Below are 21,879 nucleotides of genomic sequence, written 5' to 3'. Positions count from 1 at the left end.
TAAGCCCGCGTCTCGGCCTGCAGCGATGGCCGCATGGCAAGTCACTGAAGTCGCTTTGATCTATCTCAATTCTCTGACAGGAGCGGGTATCAGTTTGAGGGAGTCGCGTCCATCGCTCCGCCGCGCCGGCCGGGCGGTTGGGCGCTTCCAGGGAGCTCGATATGATCAAGTCGCTCGGAATTGCCACGTTCGCCTTCTTCTTCGCAGTATCGGCTCAGGCGATGACGCCTGCCCCGATTGCACAGCCCGAAAGCCTGATTACGGAAGTCGCTGCTGCCTGCGGCGTCGGTAGGACACGTATCAACGGCGTGTGCGTGGCACGGACGACCGTCCGGCATACCCGTCGGGCGGTCCGCAGATGTGTGAGAGGGACGACGTGCTGATTGGTTGTCCTCAAGGACAATACGCAAATTGGTGTGTCGCGATTAGAATTCTAGAGTACCGACCCCAACGGTACATCGACGCCCCCCACCGGCCTCAGTCTTTCCAGACTGGGGCCGTCTTGCGCCTGAAAGGTTGGACGGACCGGTCGCCTTGTGGGATTTATCGAACCGGGAACAACTCCAACCGCAACACTGATGCCGGCACGCCAACAATCAGCCTTCGAGAGCCGGTTATCGTCAACTGCCGAAGCCGACGATGCAGGTGAATAACGCAGACACAAAACGCAAATGTTTACGCAATTTACCACTCGACCATCAACGCGATCGTCTTCATTTTCCCGTCTGATAATTGCCTTGCGCGCCTTGTTTGGTCGGATGCTCGGAGTGGTCCTGTCGTAGCGGAGGTGGCCGGCATGTCCGAAATGGTGGAAGTGCTCGCCGGAACGAGTCTATTTCTACTCGCCTTCTCGCTGCTGATATTCGACATCCCCCGCTACACCTTATCGCTGGTGTCTCTTGCTCTGTTCAGCTCGAAGCGGCGAAGCGCCAGTGGGACGGTTTGCCAAGCGACGGTAAGCGTGATTATCCCGACATTCAACGGCGGCTCCGGGCTTGCTCCTTCGATCAACTCGCTGCGCCGGCAAACCCTGCGACCTGTCGAAATCATCGTCGTCGACGACGGCTCCACGGACGCGACACGCGCGGTCGCGGAGCGGGCGAGAGCGCAGGGCCTGGTTGACATGGTCATCTGCCATGGGACCCGCTGCGGCCGCAGCGCTGCCATCAACGCTGCAGCACGGTTTGCCCGCGGCGATCTACTCTTGACCGTAGATGCCGACACTGTCTTCGAACCAAACGCGGTTGAGCGCCTCGCGGCTGCGTTCGGCGACCCGCTCGTCGCCGGCGCAAGTTGCAGCATCGCGATCAGCAACGAACGCGACTCGATATGGACAGGGCTTCAAAGCGTCGAATACCTGGTGTCGATCACCGCGGGGCGGTCGATCCTCGACGCGGTCGATGCGATAGCGTGTCTGTCCGGCGCCTGTTCCATGTATCGCCGGGATATTTTTGCGCGGCAGGGCGGGCTCGACGTCGGCCCGGGAGAGGATATGGAGTACACCTTGCGGCTCCGCAGACTCGGCTATGTCATTCGGTTCGTGTCCGACGCCTGGGCGGAAACAGCCGGCCCCGCAAGCGGCATAAGTCTGTTGCGCCAGCGCGCGCGCTGGGATCGCGATGCTCTGCGCATCCGCTTCATGATGTATGGCGAGCTGAGTTTTCGCCATCCGCTGGAACGTTTACCGGACACAATCCAACGGCTGGATTTCATCGTCTTCGATCTCGTTCCGACGCTCAGCCTGCCGTTCTACTTGGCCTACATTGTGCTGTTGTTCGGCTCGGATGCCGTGTTGTTTCTCTCGGCGATCTACGTGCTGCTCCTCTGGATCTCGGTCTTCAATACGGCACTTGTGTTCGCCCTCTTCCATCGATCCGTCGGAACGTTTGGCTGGAAGATGGCTCTGATCTTTCCCTTTTACCAGGGTGTCTATCTGAAGTGCGCCCGGTTCTTTTCCTACTCTTCGGAAATCATCTTTGCCTCGTCGCGGAACGATGATTTCGTGCCGCCGCGCGTTCGCCGCGCACTGTTCGGCGATCGGACGAAGGAAGTGGCCAAATGACCATCACCCTAACACGGCTCGATCCCCATATCCCCGACCCCATCGAGAGCCGTCGGCGCGCGGCCGGACGGGCTGTCCGCGCCGCCTATGCGACGATCGTATTCGGCATACTCGCATTCTTTGTCGTCTATTTCGGGAGGCCAATTCTTTATCTCGGCGGCCCGGGCAGCGTGTCCTCACCGAGATATTTGATTTCACTGCCTTACATCGTGCAGATCAACAGCATCACCGTGCTGAGAGGTGCGTCGGTCAAGGCCGGCGAAGAAATCGGAAGGGTTCGGTCTCCGCAGCACGATGAAATTGTCGCCACCTATATGCGCTCGCTCGCGGACATCGCCGGCCGCAGAGCGGACTTGCGTGTCAAGGCCCGGGTTGCGCGCGAATCTCTCGACGCGGCGCGCTCACATCTGCGGCTTGCAGAGGAAGCTGTCGAACTTATCGCAAACTCGTCGGCCGCGAGCCTGAATTACCGCATAGACATGTCCCGGGAGCGCGCCCTGGCGAACAAAGCCGTGGTCTCGCAGGAGGCGGAAGCCGCTGAAGCCAGCACTCAGTTGGCCGCTCTCGACGAATTCAGCCGGCAACTCGGTGATCGCCTCGAAAAGGTTGAAAGCAGCTTTGCAGACGGGAGAGTCTTCGCGCCCATAGCTGGCATCGTCGCGAACAATCCTGCGCGCGCCGGTCAATCCCTCGTGGCGGGCACTCCGATTGCAGAAATTCTCGACCCCACGGATGTCTTTGTCGACTGGTACGTTCCTAACGAACGCCTGTCCGATCCAAAAGTCGGCAACGAAGTCTTTGTGCTGTTCGGCAACCGGCGAATTCTGGGCGAGATCATTGAAATCCTGCCGGTGTCAGATGTATACCCCGGAGCGGGCTCGTCGGCGGCGCGCGAGCGTACCGCCTCGCAAATCGCGCGAATTCGGTTCAGCCCAGGCGCGCATCCCCCGGCGCTGAACTCGGCCGTCGACGTTCACATGCACTACACACAACTGAGCGCGCGGATCGCTTCCATGCTGGTGCGACTATTCGGGCTCGATGAGTTGTGAGAGGGAGCGAGGTGCAGCATGCAGGTCGAAGCGAACCAAACGGGTTGCCCGGCTTGCGGCTCCTCCGCGCTAGAATTGTTTCCAGTATTCCACCACATGATCTGCGCCTATGTTGGTCCGGAGTATGACTTCATGCCAAAGATCGCGGGATATACGTGCCCGAAGTGCTGCCGGGGCATCGTGCCAGCTGACCCAGCATGCGAGATCGTGGGGACTAGCGCGCGCTGCACCCGATGTCGGGTTGAGATGGTGGTTTCCCCGGCGTGTGCTCCGGCTGGCTTGCAAGTATTAGCGATTGAACTTGTTAGACGCTCGCTGCCGAATGACTAGTTCGGCCGATGGTGCTGGCCCATCGGAAGCGAACTCCCAGACAATTACGCATGGCCTCGGTCTTGGCAGGAAGCGCAGCACTTGTTGCGGCAACTTGTTGCCGGAATTCCTCCGCGCCTTGTGGATCTATAGATTTCTAGGCTCGGGTCTGCACTCGTAAGTGGATGTGTTCCCTGAGCGCTCTTGCATCCTGCCAGAACGCTCGAGTTAACATAGATGAACAGAGATGTTTGATCTGCGTCAATCGGCGATGGTGCCATCTGCATTGCACTTCAGGAAGGTCGCGGCCGCATCAGCGCGCTGCGGCTCTTGCTCCAGAAGGAGAATGCCATGCTCCGCCAAGTCCTTATTGCAGCTTCAGCCGCGACCGCGCTGCTTGTAGCTAGTTTGCATTCTGACGAAGCCTTCGCCCGTCGTGGTGGTGGAGGCGTGCGAGCCGGAGGCTATCACGGCGGCGGCGCGATGCGAGCGGGCGGCTACCGCGGCGGAGCCGTGGCCGTTCGAGGCTATCGAGGCGGTGCAGTTGCTGTGCGCGGCGGACGCTATGGCTATCGAGGCGGCTACGGCGCCTACCGAGGCTACCGCTACGGCGCAGCCGCTGTAGGCGCTGCGGCAGTCGGCGCCGCTGCAGCGGGCGCGTACTACAGAGGCGGCTGCGGATACGATGCCTACGGAAACTGGATTTGCCCGAACGGCTACTAAGGCTCTCAAGCGGACACTAGCGCTCGTGGAAGCGGGCAGTTCGTCTGCCCGAGGAGCTGGTTGATCACGCGCGAGGCGTCTGGTCGGATTTGCGCGGCTTGTCCGCCCCAATGCCAAGTTGGACGCGCCGCCATTAATGACTGAGAGAGCCATCCCGACAACGAACCTAACTCCGTGCTTCAAAGACCAGACGCTACCAGGCAACCTCGATCGAAGTCTGCAGATGGCTCGACGAGCCCGCCGCCGCGAACACCTCTGTGGCTCTCAGGCACATTGAATCGCACTGGCTGTTTCGGATAACGAGCCTTGATCAGCCTGTTATCCCGACAGCCCGAAAAGCTATTGCCGGCCGGGGCATTCACCCATTGGCACAAAGTGCACTGGCCAAGCGCTGCGCATCTGCTTGTCTAGAGCGCGCCTTGCCGATTCTTTCTAGCCCCCAAGCTTCCAGGATTGGCGAGATCGTACAGGCCCCGGCGCGGCATCAGCTTCGCCGGGGCCACGGACGCGGGGATGGTCCAGGACTATGGACACAGAGGCAGAACGGCAACGAGGGTTGGAGTTGGGTCGCCGCTGGGCAGAGCATGCTTCGGCGCACGAGCTTGCCACCATGGTGAGCGGCTCGTTTGACGATCTCGGCGAAATTCTGCCAGCGGACGCATCTGATCAGTTCGTCGGCGGCTTCCGCGAAGGCGTGTTGCACGTCTGGCGCGGGGCCTAGGATGTCAGGATAAGGGTGCGGGGATGAGACCAAGCGCCCTTGCCCCATCGCGGAAAATTTCAGGCGGCCAGTTGACTGGTCAATATTCCTGACACAACTGAAGCGAGCAAATTGCTCAATTTTCCCAGCTGTTGCCGCGCAAGCACACCGAATTCCAGTCGGCTCAGCTAGCTTCGAGATGGAATGCCGGACTGCCAAGAAAAGAGCCGGCATCGTTAGGGTGAAACGTGGATGGAGCAAAAAGAATGAAGAAGATTTGGTTGAGTGGCATCGCCTTGCTGGCGGTGAGCATGGCGGCACCCGCGTCAGCGGCTGATCTGGCTGCGAAACCTTACGTCAAGGCCCCGCCCCCGGTGATCGCGCCGATCTATGATTGGACCGGGTTCTACATCGGCGCCAACGGCGGTTGGGGACAAAGCCACGGCTGTGTGGATTTCGTCACGCCAGCAGGGACGGTCGCAGGTGGTTGCGCCGATCGCTCCGGCGGCCTCGCTGGCGGACAGATCGGGTACCGCTGGCAAACCAATCAGTTTGTGCTCGGCCTGGAAGCGCAGGGAGATTGGGCAGAAATCAAGAATACGCGCGTCAGTCTGATCGACCCGCTGATTTCGACAACCGGTAAGATTGACGCCATCGGACTCTTCACGGCGCAGCTCGGCTGGGCATGGAACGCCTCGTTGTTCTACGTGAAGGGCGGCGCCGCCGTGACGCGCAATCGGTTCGACATATTCAACAACGTCACCGGGGTCGGCTTGGCATCGGCAGGGCACACACGCTGGGGCGGCGCCCTTGGCGTCGGCTGGGAGTACGGCTTCACGCCCAATTGGTCGTTCGGTATCGAATACGACCATCTCTGGATGGGGCGTGATAATGCCGGCTTCGCAGGCGTAGTCACTCCCGGAGGGTTCGTCCTCACCGGCAGCGGGGTCAGCCAGGATGTGGACATGGTCACGCTTCGGTTGAATTACCGTTTCGGTGGATACGGCGCACCGGTCGCGGCCAGATATTAATGCACTCACCCTGCCAAACCAAAGCCCCGGCATGCCGGGGCTTTTTTGTGCTTATGAAATCTTGGCGCTCAAGAAGCCGAACATCTCCAGCGCAAGCACCTTGAGAGGGCTGCGACTGCGTCATCGTCCTAAGGCAAATGTCCCGAGCTGTTACCATTCTGTCGCGCATTTGGACGTTGCTTGTGCCTAGTAGTGAATGCCGTCTGCCCAGAGTTTGCAAATGAGATCAAACAAACCGGAAGACTGTGTCATCAACCATGCGGCCGCGATTGCTGTACTCGTGCTTTGCACTGATGTTTCGTATGCCGACCAGGGGGGTAGCTCATTCTGGTTTCCGGGCCAGTTTGCAAGTCTCGCCGCCGTGCAGCAGACACCGGGCTGGGCGCTCAGTGTCATCGATTACCATTCCAGCGTCGCCGCCTCGGGGAGCGCTGCTGTGGCCAAACAGATCCAAGCCAGCAGAATCCCCGCCAATGTCAACGTCAGTTTGAATCTGGGTCTGAGCGGACGGACTGATCTAGTCGCCCTCGCGCCATCGTATACTTTCGCGGCGACGGTGCTTGGCGGTCAGTTGGTCGTGGGCATGTCCGGCCAATACGGCAGAGCCGCCGCCAGTCTCGCTGGAACACTGACAGCGATGGCTGGACCGATTGTGGTGACGCGCACTGGGACGCTCGAAGGCTCGCTTGTCTCATACGGCGACCTCGCGCCATTCGCGGAGGTGTTTTGGAACGATGGCGTCCACAATTACATGGCTTACGTCACAGGCAATATTCCCGTCGGCGATTACGATCTGACGCGGATCCCTAATACCGGGCTCGGTCATGGCGCGATCGACATTGGAGGCGCCTATACCTACTTCAACCCGGCGGCAGGAAACGAAATCTCGGGCGTCGTCGGCCTCACCTACAATTTCAGGAATCCGGACACCCAGTACCAGAGCGGCATCAATTTCCACTTCGACTGGGGCGCATCGCACTACCTCACCAAGCAGCTTTTCGTCGGCCTTGCTGGATACGCCTATCAGCAAATCACCGACGACTCCGGCCAAAACCCGATCCTCGGTGGCTTTAGATCACGCGTTTTCGGCCTCGGTCCGCAAATCGGGTACAGCTTCCCGATCGGAGATATGCAGGGCTCTCTTGGTCTAAGGGGATACGGCGAATTTGGTGCAGCCAACCGTCCGTCGGGATGGAACACCTGGCTGACGTTCACTATTTCCCCGTCCGCGCCTGCCGCCGTCGCGCCCAGGAAGCATTTGGTTGTGAGATAAACCTCTTCCGAACTGGAAGGTCGGCTGCGGTCGGTCGAAGTATCAAAGGAGAGAAACTGCGAAGAACTCCAACCTTCGCAAATCTTGTCCGACATGCGTCACTGAGCGAACCTCGATGAAATGCGCCGCTACTCGGCTGACGGCCATCAACAGGAGCCAAACCAATACAGGGCGCGCTCTGTTGCTCGCAAGCGGCGGGAGACTGGCCCAGCTAACTAGCTCTATTCTGAATGGCCGTTGGTAGAGTGCGGGATTTGTTCTTCTTGCAATATGCGACGACCGCGCTGGAGTTCCTCTGCAGGCGCTCGTAGTCCAATACACTGTTGCTTGCTGCTGCGTTATAGTAGCCGCTCATGAAGTATCTTACAAAATCTTGATCCGCCGGACCGTATGCCAACCAAGTTCCGCAGGTGATCTTGTTAAAATCCAGCGTAGCGTTAGGCACCGCAGTTACGCCTATCGATTTTTCCAGTCCTACCATCACGCTGGCATTCGGGTTGGACTGGCACCACCCTCTTACGTTTGTGACATTTGCCCGATGCAGGTCAAAATCTACAAACGTCCTCCGACTTTCATAACTAAACCAGCCGGTCATCCAAGCCGAAAATTTGCTCGACGGCGTAGCCGGCATGGCGAGATATTCACTACAGGTGATGCTGCGAATATCGGCCGTCGTGGCAAGCGCCTCAGTGGCGAACGCTGAGGCGATTAGGACGAACGTAACGATACTGAACCTGCACCTCATTGTGATGACTCCCGTAACGAGTGACCGACAGACTAATCGCGATTTGCTTTCACAGGACCGGCATCCCGCGGCTCCCGAGAGTAGTCACCATAGTGGCAAGTGCTCGATTTGATCTAGATCAACCTACCAGGTAACGAGGAGAGTCAGCCCGCTGCGCGGGACGCGATAAACTGCAAATCGTGTCACCGTTGTGACTGATGTCACGTGGAATCCCGTCTTGCCAAACACGTTGCAATGCTGTGCTTCGGTGTGCTCCCTGCCAGCGGGTCCCCGCAGCATGTGCAGGTCGCTCATTGATATTTGCCGATCGGACATTGACTTGGCGGTCGGTTTTGCAAGGGGCTTTGCTAAACATAAGCATGCCGCGCTAGGCCGCGTTTGTCCTTGCGCGGTGGCTCTGTCCACCGCCCAGGGAGCGGCTTTTCTCACGATGCGACGACAATTGCGATCTGTTCTCATTCGCCGGCGGTAACTGGCCTAATGTAACAGGTAATGGCAAAAATCGATTTGCGAGCTGCCTGCTTGATCTGCTTCAATTCTCTTCTGGCTATCGGACGTAAGCTAAGCTTCTTGACAGGAGCAACAGCAGTGCCAAGCGCAGAACAGTGCCGAGAGTATGCTGCCGAACGCAACGCCAAAGCAAAGGAGGGGCGAATTTCGTCGCGCTCAACTGGTTGCTCGCAGGAGCTTCGCTCATCCCTCCTGCCTGAAACACGACGGCAGTATGCTACGGCTGTCGCCCAATCCCGCGGGTGCACATGAGCAGGCGGGAGGCTTCCTCAAGGCCGGGGTTCGTGACCTGCCGATCGACCCGGAGACGGAAGACTCGAGATCACCGATGCACAAATCGGTCTATCGGCGTTCGGAGCAGCGTCCGTTCTTCTCTACGATCGCATGGCGGCCTACCGCCCGGACAACATGAGGGTCCACGTCGACTTCAACCACTACTTCGATGGGAGCGCGGCGCAGCTGCCCCGATGCGCCGCCGATGACATTGAAAGGAAGTGGGAAGATGCCGACCATGTCGGGCGGCTCTGCCCCAGATGCACAACATTGATGGAGCAGTTCTGTCGGGCGGCCTTCGAGACGCCTTTGGCCTCCGCGGAGACGAGGAGAGCACATCACAATGCCGAGAGTCGCCGCCCGGCCGCTTGAAAAACCGTTTTAGTTCGGCCTTCTCGAACGGTTTCTCTCGCTAAGGTCTTGATTTAAATGGTGGGCGCACCAGGGCTCGAACCTGGGACCCGCTGATTAAGAGTCAGCTGCTCTACCAACTGAGCTATGCGCCCGAAAGGCGGTTAAAGCCTTGCGAGGCCGGTCGTTTAGCAAAGCGATCCGGGTCTGGCAAGCGATGGCACGTAAGTTTTCCAAGGCTATGACAAGGGTATGCCAAGGGCGTGCCCACCTCCCCAAAAAAGCGAAAAGCCGCTGGATTCCAGCGGCTTCGCCAAGGGTGACCGGAGCAATCCTTGCAGGCTCAGAGCCGGCCCTCGCGGTCCCGGTCCGGGCCGCCGTCGCGGTCGAAACGGTCACGGTGGAAATGGTCCATGCCGCGCTCCATCATGCGGTCCATGCCACCCTCCATGAAGTGGCGGCGCGGGCCGTCTTCGCCGCCGCCGAACGGGCCGCGGTGGCGGGTCAGCACGGCGAGGCGCCGCTTCTGGCCCTCGTCCAGGGTCTTGTAGAGCGGATCGGCGGCATCGGCGATCTTCTTTAGGGCCGCCGACGTCGCCCCCATGTCCTCGGCGCGCTGGCGTAGGCGGGCGACCGGATCCTCCGGCCTGTCGGCATCCTTGTTGGCGTCTCTATTCGCGTCCCTGCCGGCATCGCCGGGACCGGCATTCATCCGCGCATTGGCGCGGTCGATGCGCAGCTTGGCGAAGTCGCGCACGGCGGCCTCGACCGGCGGCCACAGCTTTTCCTGGTCGGCGTTGAGCTTCAGCCCGGCATGGACGGCGGCGATCCGCGCGTCGACCATGGCGGCGCGATCTTCCGGGTTCATCCGGATGTGGCGCATGTGCTCGTGCATCCACGGGCGATGATAGTGGGCATAGACCGCGCCCGAGCCGGCGATGCTGAGCACGGCGATGGCGGCGATGGTGAACTTCCTCATGCGAACTCTCCTCTGGAAGGATGCCGTGAGGATGGGCGCAGCGCAGCTTACGTGCAACTTACAAGTTGGACAGGGAGCGCCTTCTTTCGAAGATATAACGCTCCTGAATTTTCATTCAGTCGCAATCGGAAATCATTCGCAACAAAAGGGGCTCCGCGCCCGGCACGGAAGCCCCCATTCATCGTCCGTTCAAATCAGTTCGTCGTGCTCTTCGCTTCCTTTTGGAACTCGTCGATCAACGGTTGGCCGATGCGGCCTGCGGCGTCCTTGTAGACCGGCTCCATGGCCTTGCGCATCGCCTCGTCCTGCTCCGGCGTGAGCTTGATGATCTCGCTCTTGCCGCTCTTCCTGATCTCGGCGAGCGCGTCCTCGTTCTCCTTCTGCGACTGCGTATTGTTGAAGTCGGTCGCTTCCTTCATCGCCTTCGTCAGCTGGTCGCGGATGTCGGCCGGCAAATCGTCCCAGAACTTCTTGTTCACGATCACGACGTAGCCGATGTAGCCGTGGTTGCTCTCGGTGATGTACTTCTGCACCTCGTGCATCTTCTGGGTATAGATGTTCGACCAGGTGTTCTCCTGCCCGTCGACGACGCCGGTCTGCAGCGCCTGGTAGACTTCGCCGAACGCCATCACCTGCGGCAGCGAGCCAAGCGCCTTGAACTGGGCCTGGAGCACGCGCGAGGACTGGATGCGGAACTTGACGCCCTGATAGTCGGCCGGCGTCACCAGCTTCTTGTTGGCGCTCATCTCCTTGAAGCCGTTGTCCCAATAAGCAAGGCCGGTGATGCCCTTCGGTTCGAGCAGCTTGAGCAGCCTCGCGCCGAGCGGACCTTCCGTCACCTTCCGCAGCGTCTTCAGATCAGGGAGGATGTAGGGGAGATCGAATACCTCGAACTCACGGATGCCGAGCGGGCCGAACTTGGAGTTGGACGGCGCCAGCATTTGCACGCTGCCGAGCTGGAGCGCCTCGAGTTCTTCCTTGTCCTTGTAGAGCGTCGAGTTCGGATAGATCTCAACCTTGACCTTGCCGCCGGTGTACTTCTCGGCGAGCTCCTTGAATTTCTCCGACGCCTTGCCCTTCGGCGTGTCGGTAGCCACAACGTGGCTGAACTTGATGATGATGGGCGCTTGGGCCGATGCCGGCCCGGTCAAGCCAAGAGCCAGGACCGCCATGGACGCAGCGATCGCGAAGGTGCGCATAATCTCTCCCTTTGTTATTTGGGCCACTCCTCGCGCGGGTGGCCGATCCTTATGCCGGTTGCATCAATAGCGGCTGGGAGGCGGAGCCGCTATTGGCCCTTAGCAGGGCAGGTATTCATCATGAATACCGCTGCGCTGCCTCGCCCGCTTGCGGGAGAGGGATGAGGCCAACGGTACCTCCAGGTCGGGACACGCCCCGCGTGGAGAGAACTCTCACCGGCAACGCCTGGGACGATGCGTCGCATCACCCAGGCGTGTCGCCCTCTCCCCCAAGCGGGAGAGGCGAAGTTAAGTCAGCTCGCCGCCGCGGTCGTCACGGTGTCGCGCTGGCGTTTCATGACGATCTTGTTGAGCGCGCCGAGATAGGCCTTTGCCGAGGCCACCAGCGTATCAGGATCCGCCGCGCGCGCGGTCATCGCACGTCCCTCATGCGACAGCCGCACCGAGACTTCGGCCTGCGCGTCGGTGCCCTGCGTCACTGCGTGGACCTGGTACAGCTCGAGCTTGGCTTCGTGCGGCACCAGGCGCTTGATGCAGTTGAACACCGCGTCGACCGGACCGTTGCCCTCAGCCTCCTCGATCTTGATCTGACCGTCGACGTCGAGCTTCATGGTCGCGCGCTGCGGGCCATGGGTGCCGGCGATCACGGTCAGCGAGGTCAGCTTGATGCGGTCGTGCGAAGCCGCCATCTCCTCGTCGACCAGCGCCTCGATGTCCTCGTCGTAGATGTCCTTCTTGCGGTCGGCCAGCGCCTTCATCCGGGTGAACGCATCTTCCAGCTGGTTCGGGCCGAGCTTGTAGCCCATCTCCTCCAGCTTGTGCACGAAGGCGTGGCGGCCGGAATGCTTGCCCAGCACCAGCGAGGACTGCTTCAGGCCGACCATCTCGGGCCGCATGATCTCGTAGGTGGAAGCGTCCTTCAGCACGCCGTCCTGATGGATGCCGCTCTCATGCGCGAACGCGTTGCGGCCGACGATCGCCTTGTTGTACTGCACCGGGAACGAGGTCGCCGCCGACACCACCTTGGAGGCGCGGGTCAGCTGCGTGGTGTCGATCTTGTTCCAGAACGGGAATTTGTCATTGCGGACGTTGATCGCCATCACGATCTCTTCCAGCGCGGCGTTGCCGGCACGCTCGCCGATGCCGTTGATGGTGCACTCGACCTGGCGCGCGCCGCCAATGACGCCGGCCAGCGAGTTCGCCACCGCCATGCCGAGGTCGTTATGGCAATGCACGGAGAACACCGCCTTGTCCGAGTTCGGCACGCGCTCGATCAGCGTCTTCATGAACTGGGTGTATTCGTCGGGCGTGGTGTAACCGACAGTGTCCGGAATATTCACCGTGGTGGCGCCGGCCTTGATGACGGCTTCGACGATGCGGCACAGATAGTCCATCTCGCTGCGGGTGCCGTCTTCGGCCGACCATTCGACGTCGTCGATCTGGTTGCGGGCGCGCGCGACCATGGCAACCGAGGTGTCGAGCACCTGCTCCGGGGTCTTGTTCAGCTTCACCCGCATATGCAGCGGCGAAGTCGCGATCACGGTGTGGACGCGGCCACGCTTGGCGAATTTCACCGCCTCTGCGCAGCGGTCGATGTCGGCCGGATGGGCGCGCGACAGACCGGCGATGACGGCGTTCTTGGAGCGGCGAGCGATCTCACTGACCGCCTGGAAGTCGCCTTCCGAGGTAATCGGGAAGCCGGCCTCGATGACGTCGACGCCCATATCATCCAGCATCTCGGCGACCTCGAGCTTCTCCTCGAAGGTCATGGTGGCGCCGGGGCACTGCTCGCCGTCGCGCAGGGTGGTGTCGAAAATGATGACGCGGTCCTTATCGGACTTGTTCACGGGGGCCATTTCGAAAATTCCTTTTGAGCTTTTGCGCCGTCAGTCTTCTGGGCGCTTGAGGTGTCCGGTGATCTCGACCAACCCCTGAGCGCCCAGGCGCATCGCGCCCAGCCGGCCCTCAGGGGCAGGTAAGAAGAAGCCCGCCAATCAGGAGGGTGGGCAGCAGCGCGGCCGGGATCGTGGCGGCGGCCAGAGCCACCTCCCCCGAAATCCCATCGATTTGGCCGCGAATCAGCATTGCCAGACCCTTTGAGCCCTCAATCCTCGGTCAAAACCGTTGACGGTTGGTTGCCGGGAGGCTCGATCTGCCGTTTCTAGACGAGAAATGGCAGCAACCGCAACGCCAAAAGATGGACAGAAGGATTGACCTGGTTTCCCCGGCTTATTGCCGGGGGGGCGGCACGAGGTCGAGCAACCGCTTGCGGACGCTCACTTCCAGAGGTGCGTTGCAGACCGGCCGATTGTAGAAGCCGCTGCTGCGACACAAGGTGGGCGTCGGACCGCGAAGGTCGCCGGCCTGGCAGGCAAGGCAAATTCGGAACGCCGCCGCCTCGAGCTGGAGCGAATAGTCGAGCGTCGATGCAGCCGGCTCGGACGGTTGGAAGAGCTGGCTGCCCTTGATGTTCTGGAACCAGGTGTCGATGTGGCCCTTCACCTTCGCAGAATTGGCGAGGTCGTCCATGTTGAAGCGACTGTCGAGCAGCCCGATCGAGGCGCGCGGCGTGCGCGCCGCTGAGTGACACGACAGGCAGGATGAGCGGATATTGTCGGCAGGTCCGTTGGCGCGTCCCATGAAGCCCATGGTGAGACGCTGGTCCCAGCCATAGGTCACGTTCCGCAAATCGGGATTGATCCAGCTCTCACGGATCGCGCCGTCGTAGACACCGGGATCGTTGCCCCATTGCAGCGATACCGGCACGAGATTGTCGAACAGGGCGTCGCCCTTTGCCGGGCCGCGCCAGACAAACGTCCCGAACACCCATCCGGTGTCCAGCGACCGACCAGTCTTCGCTGAATCCTTCACTGAAATATCGACCTGAAGCAGGCGCACCGACCGGATCGTGCGGGTGCTGGGATCCTGACCGCCGGAGCCAGCGCCCAAATTGTCGATAAAGGCGTCGTATTCCGGTGCGCCCTGGAGGTAGGCAACTTCGTCGGGTGAGGCATCGGTGAACAGAAATTTGACGGAGACAGTGTCATTCGGAAATTTCATCGCGACCGGGAAAGACGGATTGCAGGGCTCGGCGAAGACCTCCCCGAAGACTGCTGCTCCCGGCCGGTTGTAGAAGCCGACCGCCCAGACCTGGGAACCCCGTGCGTTGGTCTTGGACAGATCGCCGGGATCGGGGCCGCGTTCCTTGGTCAGCCCCATCAACGGCTCGCGCCCGGAGTTTCCGTAGTCGAGCCATTGCGAGATCCACCACTCCTCCTGACCGGTGCCGACGAGCTTGCGATCCGCGATCTTGAAGAACGTCTTCGCGGTACTGAGCACGGCATTCATGTAGTCAGCCGGCTTGGTGCGAAAATCGACCGATTCCCAAGGCTGCGGATCATTGGGATTGGGGCGCACCGGCGGATAGTCGACTCGCCACTTGGCCGGAGCAACCGTGCCATTCGCCTTCATTGTACTCGCCGAAAAGCTCTGACACTCATCGGCCTGGCATGACGAGCCCGCAATCATAGCCAGAACGACGACAACCCCTGCCGCTCTCATGACGGGCTCCTTTGCGCCTGCCGGTGAATCCAGTCGAGCCACGATTAGGCGCATTGCGACATCAGGTGTGTTAAATGGTTCACACAACCTGGGAGAATTGCGCGAGCAAATCGCCGCATGTCGGGCAAGGTGGCAGTGCACACGCGCTTTCGCCGGCGGCCCACTTGGCGACATGATGACCCGCGCCGCCCCGGGACTGCTGCCGCCGACTCGGTCATCTTGCTCGCAACGAGCCTATGACCGGCACAAGAGCGAGCGCCGCAGTAACACCCGACGCGTTCGTCTTTTGCTTTCCGGGAGGTGGACTCGATGCGCAGACACGCCTCTACGCTCCGAGCCGCTCGGGACCAGGGGTACAGACGATCAGCCATCAGGCGATCTGGCCGCTACCCAACGCGGCGAGCGCGAGCCCTGCTCTCCCAACGGTTCAGCATCTGACCGAGCTCGCCGGTGGCGACCGGCGCAGCCTTGCCGGCGATGGCGATATCGTTGGTGTTGGCTGGGGCGTTGGCGCCGAGCCAATCCGGCTCGCTGTACTCCCGCCAGCGGCGCGCCTCGGCTCGCCTTTTGCGGGAGACGTAGTCGCGGCTGAAATAGCCGGCCGCAAATGCAATCCCGAGCAGCAAAACCAGTACGATGACAGCCACAGCGAACTCCGACTTACGCCCGGGATGACGTTCTGCCAGCCTCGCGCAGGAGGTCAAGGCTTGAAATGCTCCACAGCTTGGCCATGCCCCGAGCGCAGTTCCGGTAACCCGTCACGCCGGATGAATTTGTCGTTTCCATGTTCGAGGTTGCAGCGCTTTTGCCGCCCCGATATCTCGCTGAGGATGCGTACCTCCCCCTCGCAACCGTCATCGGACCGGACTAACCTTGCCCTGCTCGGCCGGATCAACCGGCCAGCCGAACATGACCGGGAGGACGCGATGACACGCCAAAAGCAGCGTGACCATGATGCTGCGCTTTCACGACGAACGCTCGTTCAGGGGCTTGCGCTCGGCGCCGCCACAATAGCCGGCGCCGGCTCCGCGCGGGCCCAGACCGGACCTGCCGCGCCGCCGACGACGATTACCACCCCACCACGCGATTTCGGTCCCAACGGCGCGCCGACCACCTATTTCTGGGACCCCGACGTCATCGCGGTCGATCCGTCCTTCAACGATCTCGCGCAGCCCAACACGGCGATCAAGCGTCTCTATACGGGCCTGCTGTGGGCTGAAGGCCCGGCATGGAGTGCACAGGGCCGCTATCTGCTCTGGAGCGACATTCCCAATAACAGGCAGATGCGCTGGAGCGAAGACGACGGTCGCGTCAGCGTGTTCCGCTCGCCGTCCAACAACTCCAATGGTAACTCGTTCGACTTCCAGGGCCGTCAACTCTCCTGCGAACATTTGACCCGGCGGGTGACGCGTTATGAACATGACGGCACCGCGACCGTGCTTTGCGACAATTACAACGGCAAGAAGCTCAACTCGCCGAACGACGTCGTCGCGCATCCTGACGGCAGCTACTGGTTTACCGATCCACCCTATGGCGGCCAGCTCTACGAAGGTGAGCCCGACGCCGCGGGCGGTCCGAGCAATTCCGGCGGCAAGCTCAATCCGCGGATTGGACAGCCGGCCGGCTTCGCACCGGGCAAGCGCGAGCTGCCGACCAATTGTTATCGCATCGACCCTAGCGGCCGTGTCGACCTCGTCGTCACCGAGGAGCAGGTGCCGGATCCGAACGGGCTGTGTTTTTCGCCGGACTTCAAGAAGCTCTACGTCGTCTCAACCGGCAAGGGACCCGGCGATACCGGGCCCGGCGGCAAGGGCGAGATTTTCGTGTTCGACGTCGGCACCGACAACAAGCTCACCAACCAGAAGCGGTTTAGCGAGTGCGTGATCGACGGTGTGAAGTGCGGGCCGGACGGCGTGCGCTGCGACGTCAACGGCAATGTCTGGGCCTCCAGCAATGCGGGCCGCGCCGTCGGCTACAGCGGCGTGACGACGTGGTCGCCGGACGGCAAGCTGCTCGGCCGCATCCGGCTGCCCGAAGTGTGCGGCAACATCTGCTTCGGCGGCCCCAAGCGCAACCGCCTGTTCATGGCCGCGAGCCAGTCGCTCTATGCGGTGTACACGGCCACGCAGGGCGCAGGCCCGGGCTAAGCCCGCGCGAGAGACCACAAGCACGGGCGTCGGCGTGGACCGCCGGCGCCCTCGGTTCCCTGATCGCAATCAAGCTACGCCCCGGGCAAATCTCCGCCATCAATCCAACGAAGATTGTATCGCGCGGAAGGGCCGCAGCGCGGTGCGAAGGCATGATGCCCTTCGTTCCCGCGCCCGACTTGAACGGGGAGTTGCGCGATGCGCCGTATGCCAAACGACACCATCATCGTCAGCGTTGGGTCCCAGCAATTCGTGACCGAGTTCGGAGACCCGGGCCTGCCGAACGACGCCCGCGGCGGCAGCGACAAGATGATCGCGACCGTCGACGGGGGCAACGCGGTCCTGACATTCGTTGGCGACGACCAGACCCTGCAAGGACATTCCCGCGGCGGAAACGACCATCTCGCTGCAACCGTCACAGGCTTCGGCGATTACGTGTTCCTGGACGGCGATGCGCAGGCGATGTCCGGCCACGCCCATGGCGGCAACGATGTGCTTCATGTCGATGCATCGACATCGATCTACGCGACCCTCGGTGTTTTTGGCGATGCCGAAACCGCCATGTCGGCCGACACGGGCGGCGGCAATGACGTCGTCATTGCATCGATGGGAAACAGATCGTCCGGCGCGTTCAGCGGAGACTCCGGTAGTGCCATGAGCGATCATGCGCATGGCGGCAACGATATCCTCAGCGTGACCCAGGTCGGCAGTTACGGCGGCGCTTCGATATCGGGCGACGCCCTCGTCTCCATGAGCGGCGATGCGCACGGCGGCAACGACATCCTCAGCTACACCGTCGGTGCCGCAGCCCAATCTGGCGGCGCGTCTCTGGTCGGAGACGCCGGCTACATGAGCGACGATGCCCGTGGCGGCAACGATATCCTGATCGCGGCTGTCAACGGCAACCCGGACTCCACGTCCATCGTGCTCGTGGGAGACGCCTCGAACATGTCAGGCAATGCGCATGGCGGAGATGATATCCTCCTCGGCAGCCGCCGCGACGATTTGCTGTATGGCGATGCACAGACCTACGCCCCGTTCACGGCCGGCTCGATCACGGGCGGCAAGGACATGCTGAACGGCGGTCGCGGAAATGACCAGTTCTGGGGCGGACCGAACGACGACGGTTTCGTCTTCAACAAGGGCTCGGGCCTGGACGTGATCAACGATTTCGACCAGGGCAACAAGGCTGTCGGCAGCACGGCGCGAGAGCATGATTTGATCAATTTGCACGATTACGGCTTCGCAGACTGGGCGGCGCTGAAAAGCCTGATCAGCGATAACAGCACAGGAAACGCCGTGATCCACCTGACCGCGACCGATACGATCACGCTGGAGGGGGTCCATACCGCGGATCTCCATGCAAAGGATTTCATTGTATGAGAGAGCATTCGTGCGCGTTGTGATCTGCGGCGGCGGCGTGATCGGCGCCTGCACCGCCTGGTTTCTCCGCCGCCGCGGCATCGATGTTCTCGTCGTGGAGCGGACGGAGGTGGCGGCCGCGGCGTCCGGCAAGGCCGGCGGCTTCCTCGCGCGCGACTGGTGCGAGGGCTCGCCGCTCGGTGCGCTGGCGCGACGGAGCTTTGCGATCCATGCGCAGCTGCCGGACGAGATCGCAGGCGATTGGGGCTATCGCCCGATGGGCGCTTATAGCGGCCTCGTTACTGCTGATGGCCATCCACGCCGGAATGCACCGTCCGCGCTCGGCTGGCTCAGCAACGGCGTCATCATCGCGCAGCGCATCGGCACGATGGAGACCACCGCGATCGTTCACCCCAAAAAATTCACTTCGGCCGTGATGAACGCGGCGCTCGCGCTAGGCGCCGAGCTTCGCACCGGCCAGGTGACCGGCATCATGCGCGATGCGAACGGCACGACCGCGACGGGCGTCGAGGTCGACGGCCGCATCGTCGAGGCGGACGCCGTCGTGATCGCGATGGGACCATGGTCGCTGCTCGCCGCGCAATGGATGAGCCTGCCCGCCGTCTACGGCCAGCGCAGCCCGAGCATCGTGTACGACACCGGCACGGATGCGCCGGCCGATGCACTGTTCCTGGAGTCTCAAGAGAATGGCAGCGCCGTGTCGATCGAGGTCTTTCCTCGCGCCGACGGCAGCACGCATATCACCGCTCTCTCCGACATCGCGCCGCTTCCGCTCGATCCGGCTGCCGTGACGCCGGACCACGACGCGATCGCGCGCCTGCAAACCATGTCCGAGCGGCTGTCACCGCTGTTCCGCTCCGAGAGGATCATTGCGCAGCAGGCTTGCTTCCGGCCGGTGACACAGGACGGCCTGCCGCTGATCGGCAAGGTGCCGCAAAGTGAAGGTCTCTATGTTGCGACCGGGCACAATGTATGGGGCATCCTGAATGCGCCCGCCACGGGCGAGGCCATGGCGCAACTGATCGCGGAGGGTGCGACGAGCAACGTCGACATCTCGTCCTTCGATCCGGCCCGCCTCTCGCCACTCGATCCATTGCTGCTGCGAGCGCGCTGAGCCAACGCGACGGCATCGCAATTCAGCGATCGGGTTGCTGTGCGCCCGCGATAGCTGCGCATGCCTACCAACGAAATCTGCATGCCTGCGCGTGAAACGGGTCCGGGAGCTTTCCTGCCCGCTATTTGCGCAGCGCTAGACTTTAGTCCGTGCCTCACAATCCTGAACGCGGTTTCACTTGCCGAGAATGTCTCCGCCGGTATAGTCGCGCGCATAATGGCTCATAAGAGGCCTGTTAAGGGAGAGAACAAGATGAAGAAACCGCTCTCTGTTGCGTTGCGAATAGCACTCGGTACCGCCGCAACCGCTGTGTTGATGACCTCAGGCGCGGCACTCGCGGCCGACCCGATCAAGATCGGCGTTATCGCGGAAGCGCAGGCGATTGCCGGCGCCTCCATCCCCCAGGCGGCACAGCTCGCCGCCGACGAGATCAACGCCAATGGCGGCGTCGACGGCCGCAAGATCGAGATCGTCTCTTACGACAATCATTCCTCCTCGGCGGATTCGGTGCGCGCATTCCAGCGCGCGGTAAACGAGGACAAGGTCAACGCGGTCATAGCCAGCTACATCAGCGAAGTCGTGCTGGCACTTGAGCCCTGGGCCTCGCGGCTGAAGACGCCGTTCGTCACGCCCGGTGCCGCGTCCAACGAGATCAGCAAGAGCGTGCATGCCGACTACGAGAAGAACAAGTACACCTTCCACGGCTATCTGACCTCCGCCGCGCTGGCGCTTTCCGTCTGCGACGGCGCCAAGGACCTGCTGGTCGACAAGATGCACATGAAGACCGCCGTCATCATGAGCGAGGACGCCGCCTGGACCAAGCCGCTCGACATCGGCTACGAGGAATGCCTGCCCAAGATCGGGCTGAAGGTGCTCGACCACATCCGCTTCTCGCCGGATACCACCGACTTCACGCCGATCTTCAACAAGATCGAGGGCGCCAAGCCCGACGTGATCATCACCGGCATCTCCCATGTCGGCGTGCAGCCGACGGTGCAGTGGAAGAACCAGCAGGTGCCGATCCCGATGTTCGGCATCGCCTCGCAGGCGACCAACGAGACTTTTGGCAAGGACACCAATCAGGCGGCGGAAGGCGTGCTCTACCAGGGCGTCTCCGGCCCAGGCGTCGCGGTGACACCCAAATCGGTGCCGTTCGCCGAAGCCTTCAAGAAGAAGTTCGGCAACTATCCCTCCTATGCCGGCTACACGGCCTATGACGAGGTCTACTACATCGCAGACGCCGTGAAGCGCGCCGGCTCGACCGACGCCGACAAGCTCGTCGATGCGCTGGAGAAGACCGACTGGGAAGGCACGATCGGCCGCGTCCAGTTCTACGGCAAGGACGATCCGTTCACGCACTCGATCAAATACGGCAAGGGCCTGATCACCGGGCTGATGCTGCAATGGCAGGGCGGCAAGCAGAGCGCGGTTTGGCCCAAGGAAGTCGCCAAGGTCGACATCAAGTTCCCGAGCTTCATCAAGCTCTCGAACTAGCAGGACACGCTCCCGGGACCAGCTCCCGGGAGCTTCCACATGCGGCCCCGCACGTTGCCCCAGCAACATCGTCTCTCATAAATCAGATTGCCAATTCTAGATGCGTGCTTTCCAGATTCTGATCGATGGCTTTGCCATCAGCGCTCTCTATGCTCTCGGTGCCACCGGCTTCACGCTGATCTTCGGCGTGTCCGGCGTCCTCAACCTCTCCCACGGGGCCATCATGGTGGCGGCAGCGGTGGCGGCCTGGGCCGCCGCCAGCATCCTGAATGTCGGCACCTATGCCGGCGCGCTGATCGGGGTCGGCGTCGCGCTCCTCACATCCTTCGCCACCTATTTCGCGGTGGTGAAGCCGATCCAGGACTCCCGGCGCATCCCGAATGAAGAGAAGGAGATCTTCGTCCTCACCGGCACGCTGCTATGGGGGATCATGATCCAGGAGGTGATCGCTTATTTCTTCACCAACAACGCCAAAACCGTGCTGCCGATCGTCGAGGGCGTCGTCGAAATCCTCGGCGTCCGCACGCCCAGCAATGAGATCTTCACCGCGATCGTGTGCTGCTTCGTCATCGCGCTGTTGTGGCTCCTGGTGAACCGCACCCGCACCGGCAAGGCGGTGCTGGCGGCCTCGATGAACCCGCGCGGTGTCACTCTGCTCGGCCTCGAGCTCACCAACATCTACGTTGTGGTGTGGGCGATCTACGGCATCCTCGCCGGCATCGCCGGCGTGCTGCTCGGGATGTTCCTCGGCGTCAGCTCCTACAGCGTCGGACCGCTGACCGCGAGCGCGTTCTCGATCGTCGTGCTCGGCGGCCTCGGCAGCGTCTCCGGCTCGCTGATCGCAGCCTTCGTGGTCGGCTATCTCGAAACACTCACGGCTTACCTGGTCTCGCCGGCCTACCGCACCATTCCGGCGCTGCTGCTGCTCGTGTTCGTGATGTACATCCGGCCCCAGGGCCTTCTAGGGAGGCGCTGA

Annotated in this window: 18 protein-coding genes and 1 tRNA gene; 12 read left to right on the top strand and 7 right to left on the bottom strand. The window is 61.7% G+C overall.

The window, feature by feature from the left end:
* Window positions 1–796: 796 nt before the first annotated feature.
* The 7 genes from AC0L3C_RS14375 to AC0L3C_RS14345 all read left to right on the top strand — a co-directional run bounded on the left by AC0L3C_RS14375 (window position 797) and on the right by AC0L3C_RS14345 (window position 7,147).
* Window positions 797–2,062: a glycosyltransferase family 2 protein gene (locus tag AC0L3C_RS14375; RefSeq protein ID WP_473408286.1), complete on the top strand. Its 1,266-nt coding sequence runs from the start codon at window positions 797–799 to the stop codon at window positions 2,060–2,062.
* Window positions 2,059–3,111 (top strand): HlyD family secretion protein, encoded by a 1,053-nt coding sequence (locus tag AC0L3C_RS14370; protein ID WP_473260383.1) that lies wholly within the window; start codon window positions 2,059–2,061, stop codon window positions 3,109–3,111. The genes AC0L3C_RS14375 and AC0L3C_RS14370 overlap by 4 nt, the downstream gene beginning before the upstream one ends.
* An 18-nt stretch (window positions 3,112–3,129) precedes the next feature.
* Window positions 3,130–3,441 carry a TackOD1 domain-containing metal-binding protein gene (locus AC0L3C_RS14365; RefSeq protein ID WP_473260385.1) on the top strand — a complete coding sequence of 104 codons (312 nt, stop codon included), beginning with the start codon at window positions 3,130–3,132 and terminating at the stop codon, window positions 3,439–3,441.
* Window positions 3,442–3,771: 330 nt separating this feature from the next.
* Window positions 3,772–4,143 carry a hypothetical protein gene (locus AC0L3C_RS14360; RefSeq protein ID WP_473260387.1) on the top strand — a complete coding sequence of 124 codons (372 nt, stop codon included), beginning with the start codon at window positions 3,772–3,774 and terminating at the stop codon, window positions 4,141–4,143.
* 526 nt (window positions 4,144–4,669) lie between these two features.
* The gene (locus tag AC0L3C_RS14355; protein ID WP_473260390.1) at window positions 4,670–4,864 is read left to right on the top strand and encodes a hypothetical protein; all 195 of its coding nucleotides are present in this window, start codon (window positions 4,670–4,672) and stop codon (window positions 4,862–4,864) included.
* A gap of 245 nt (window positions 4,865–5,109) precedes the next feature.
* The gene (locus AC0L3C_RS14350; protein WP_473408285.1) at window positions 5,110–5,874 is read left to right on the top strand and encodes an outer membrane protein; all 765 of its coding nucleotides are present in this window, start codon (window positions 5,110–5,112) and stop codon (window positions 5,872–5,874) included.
* 220 nt (window positions 5,875–6,094) lie between these two features.
* A complete protein-coding gene (locus AC0L3C_RS14345; protein WP_473408284.1) occupies window positions 6,095–7,147 on the top strand; it encodes a SphA family protein in 1,053 nt (350 codons plus the stop codon).
* A 211-nt stretch (window positions 7,148–7,358) separates the two neighbouring features.
* Here the strand turns inward: AC0L3C_RS14345 and AC0L3C_RS14340 are convergent, their stop codons facing one another.
* The 7 genes from AC0L3C_RS14340 to AC0L3C_RS14310 all read right to left on the bottom strand — a co-directional run bounded on the left by AC0L3C_RS14340 (window position 7,359) and on the right by AC0L3C_RS14310 (window position 15,412).
* Entirely contained in the window at window positions 7,359–7,892 is a 534-nt protein-coding gene (locus AC0L3C_RS14340) for an HdeA/HdeB family chaperone (RefSeq protein ID WP_473260396.1), read from the bottom strand.
* A 1,213-nt stretch (window positions 7,893–9,105) separates the two neighbouring features.
* Window positions 9,106–9,181: transfer RNA gene (locus tag AC0L3C_RS14335), tRNA-Lys, on the bottom strand.
* 188 nt (window positions 9,182–9,369) lie between these two features.
* Complete coding sequence (locus AC0L3C_RS14330; protein ID WP_473260400.1) at window positions 9,370–10,005, bottom strand: Spy/CpxP family protein refolding chaperone; 636 nt, start codon at window positions 10,003–10,005, stop codon at window positions 9,370–9,372.
* A 194-nt stretch (window positions 10,006–10,199) separates the two neighbouring features.
* A complete protein-coding gene (locus AC0L3C_RS14325) occupies window positions 10,200–11,204 on the bottom strand; it encodes a TRAP transporter substrate-binding protein (protein ID WP_354128132.1) in 1,005 nt (334 codons plus the stop codon).
* A 293-nt stretch (window positions 11,205–11,497) separates the two neighbouring features.
* Complete coding sequence (locus AC0L3C_RS14320) at window positions 11,498–13,060, bottom strand: 2-isopropylmalate synthase (RefSeq protein ID WP_473408283.1); 1,563 nt, start codon at window positions 13,058–13,060, stop codon at window positions 11,498–11,500.
* A gap of 373 nt (window positions 13,061–13,433) precedes the next feature.
* Window positions 13,434–14,675 carry a hypothetical protein gene (locus tag AC0L3C_RS14315; protein WP_473408282.1) on the bottom strand — a complete coding sequence of 414 codons (1,242 nt, stop codon included), beginning with the start codon at window positions 14,673–14,675 and terminating at the stop codon, window positions 13,434–13,436.
* A gap of 476 nt (window positions 14,676–15,151) precedes the next feature.
* A complete protein-coding gene (locus AC0L3C_RS14310) occupies window positions 15,152–15,412 on the bottom strand; it encodes a hypothetical protein (RefSeq protein ID WP_473280631.1) in 261 nt (86 codons plus the stop codon).
* A gap of 279 nt (window positions 15,413–15,691) precedes the next feature.
* On the opposite strand from AC0L3C_RS14310, the gene AC0L3C_RS14305 reads away from it, so the two are divergent.
* The 5 genes from AC0L3C_RS14305 to AC0L3C_RS14285 all read left to right on the top strand — a co-directional run bounded on the left by AC0L3C_RS14305 (window position 15,692) and on the right by AC0L3C_RS14285 (window position 21,879).
* A complete protein-coding gene (locus AC0L3C_RS14305) occupies window positions 15,692–16,912 on the top strand; it encodes an SMP-30/gluconolactonase/LRE family protein (RefSeq protein WP_473408281.1) in 1,221 nt (406 codons plus the stop codon).
* Window positions 16,913–17,110: 198 nt separating this feature from the next.
* On the top strand, window positions 17,111–18,295 hold the full coding sequence (locus tag AC0L3C_RS14300; protein ID WP_473408280.1) for a calcium-binding protein: 1,185 nt from the start codon (window positions 17,111–17,113) through the stop codon (window positions 18,293–18,295).
* A gap of 10 nt (window positions 18,296–18,305) precedes the next feature.
* A complete protein-coding gene (locus AC0L3C_RS14295; protein WP_473408279.1) occupies window positions 18,306–19,409 on the top strand; it encodes an NAD(P)/FAD-dependent oxidoreductase in 1,104 nt (367 codons plus the stop codon).
* 252 nt (window positions 19,410–19,661) lie between these two features.
* Window positions 19,662–20,903 (top strand): ABC transporter substrate-binding protein, encoded by a 1,242-nt coding sequence (locus AC0L3C_RS14290; protein ID WP_473260413.1) that lies wholly within the window; start codon window positions 19,662–19,664, stop codon window positions 20,901–20,903.
* A gap of 100 nt (window positions 20,904–21,003) precedes the next feature.
* Window positions 21,004–21,879 carry a branched-chain amino acid ABC transporter permease gene (locus AC0L3C_RS14285; protein ID WP_007601104.1) on the top strand — a complete coding sequence of 292 codons (876 nt, stop codon included), beginning with the start codon at window positions 21,004–21,006 and terminating at the stop codon, window positions 21,877–21,879.

The sequence above is a fragment of the Bradyrhizobium sp. WSM4872 genome, from assembly GCF_055811715.1.
This window is presented reverse-complemented; position numbering and strand designations above follow the sequence as displayed.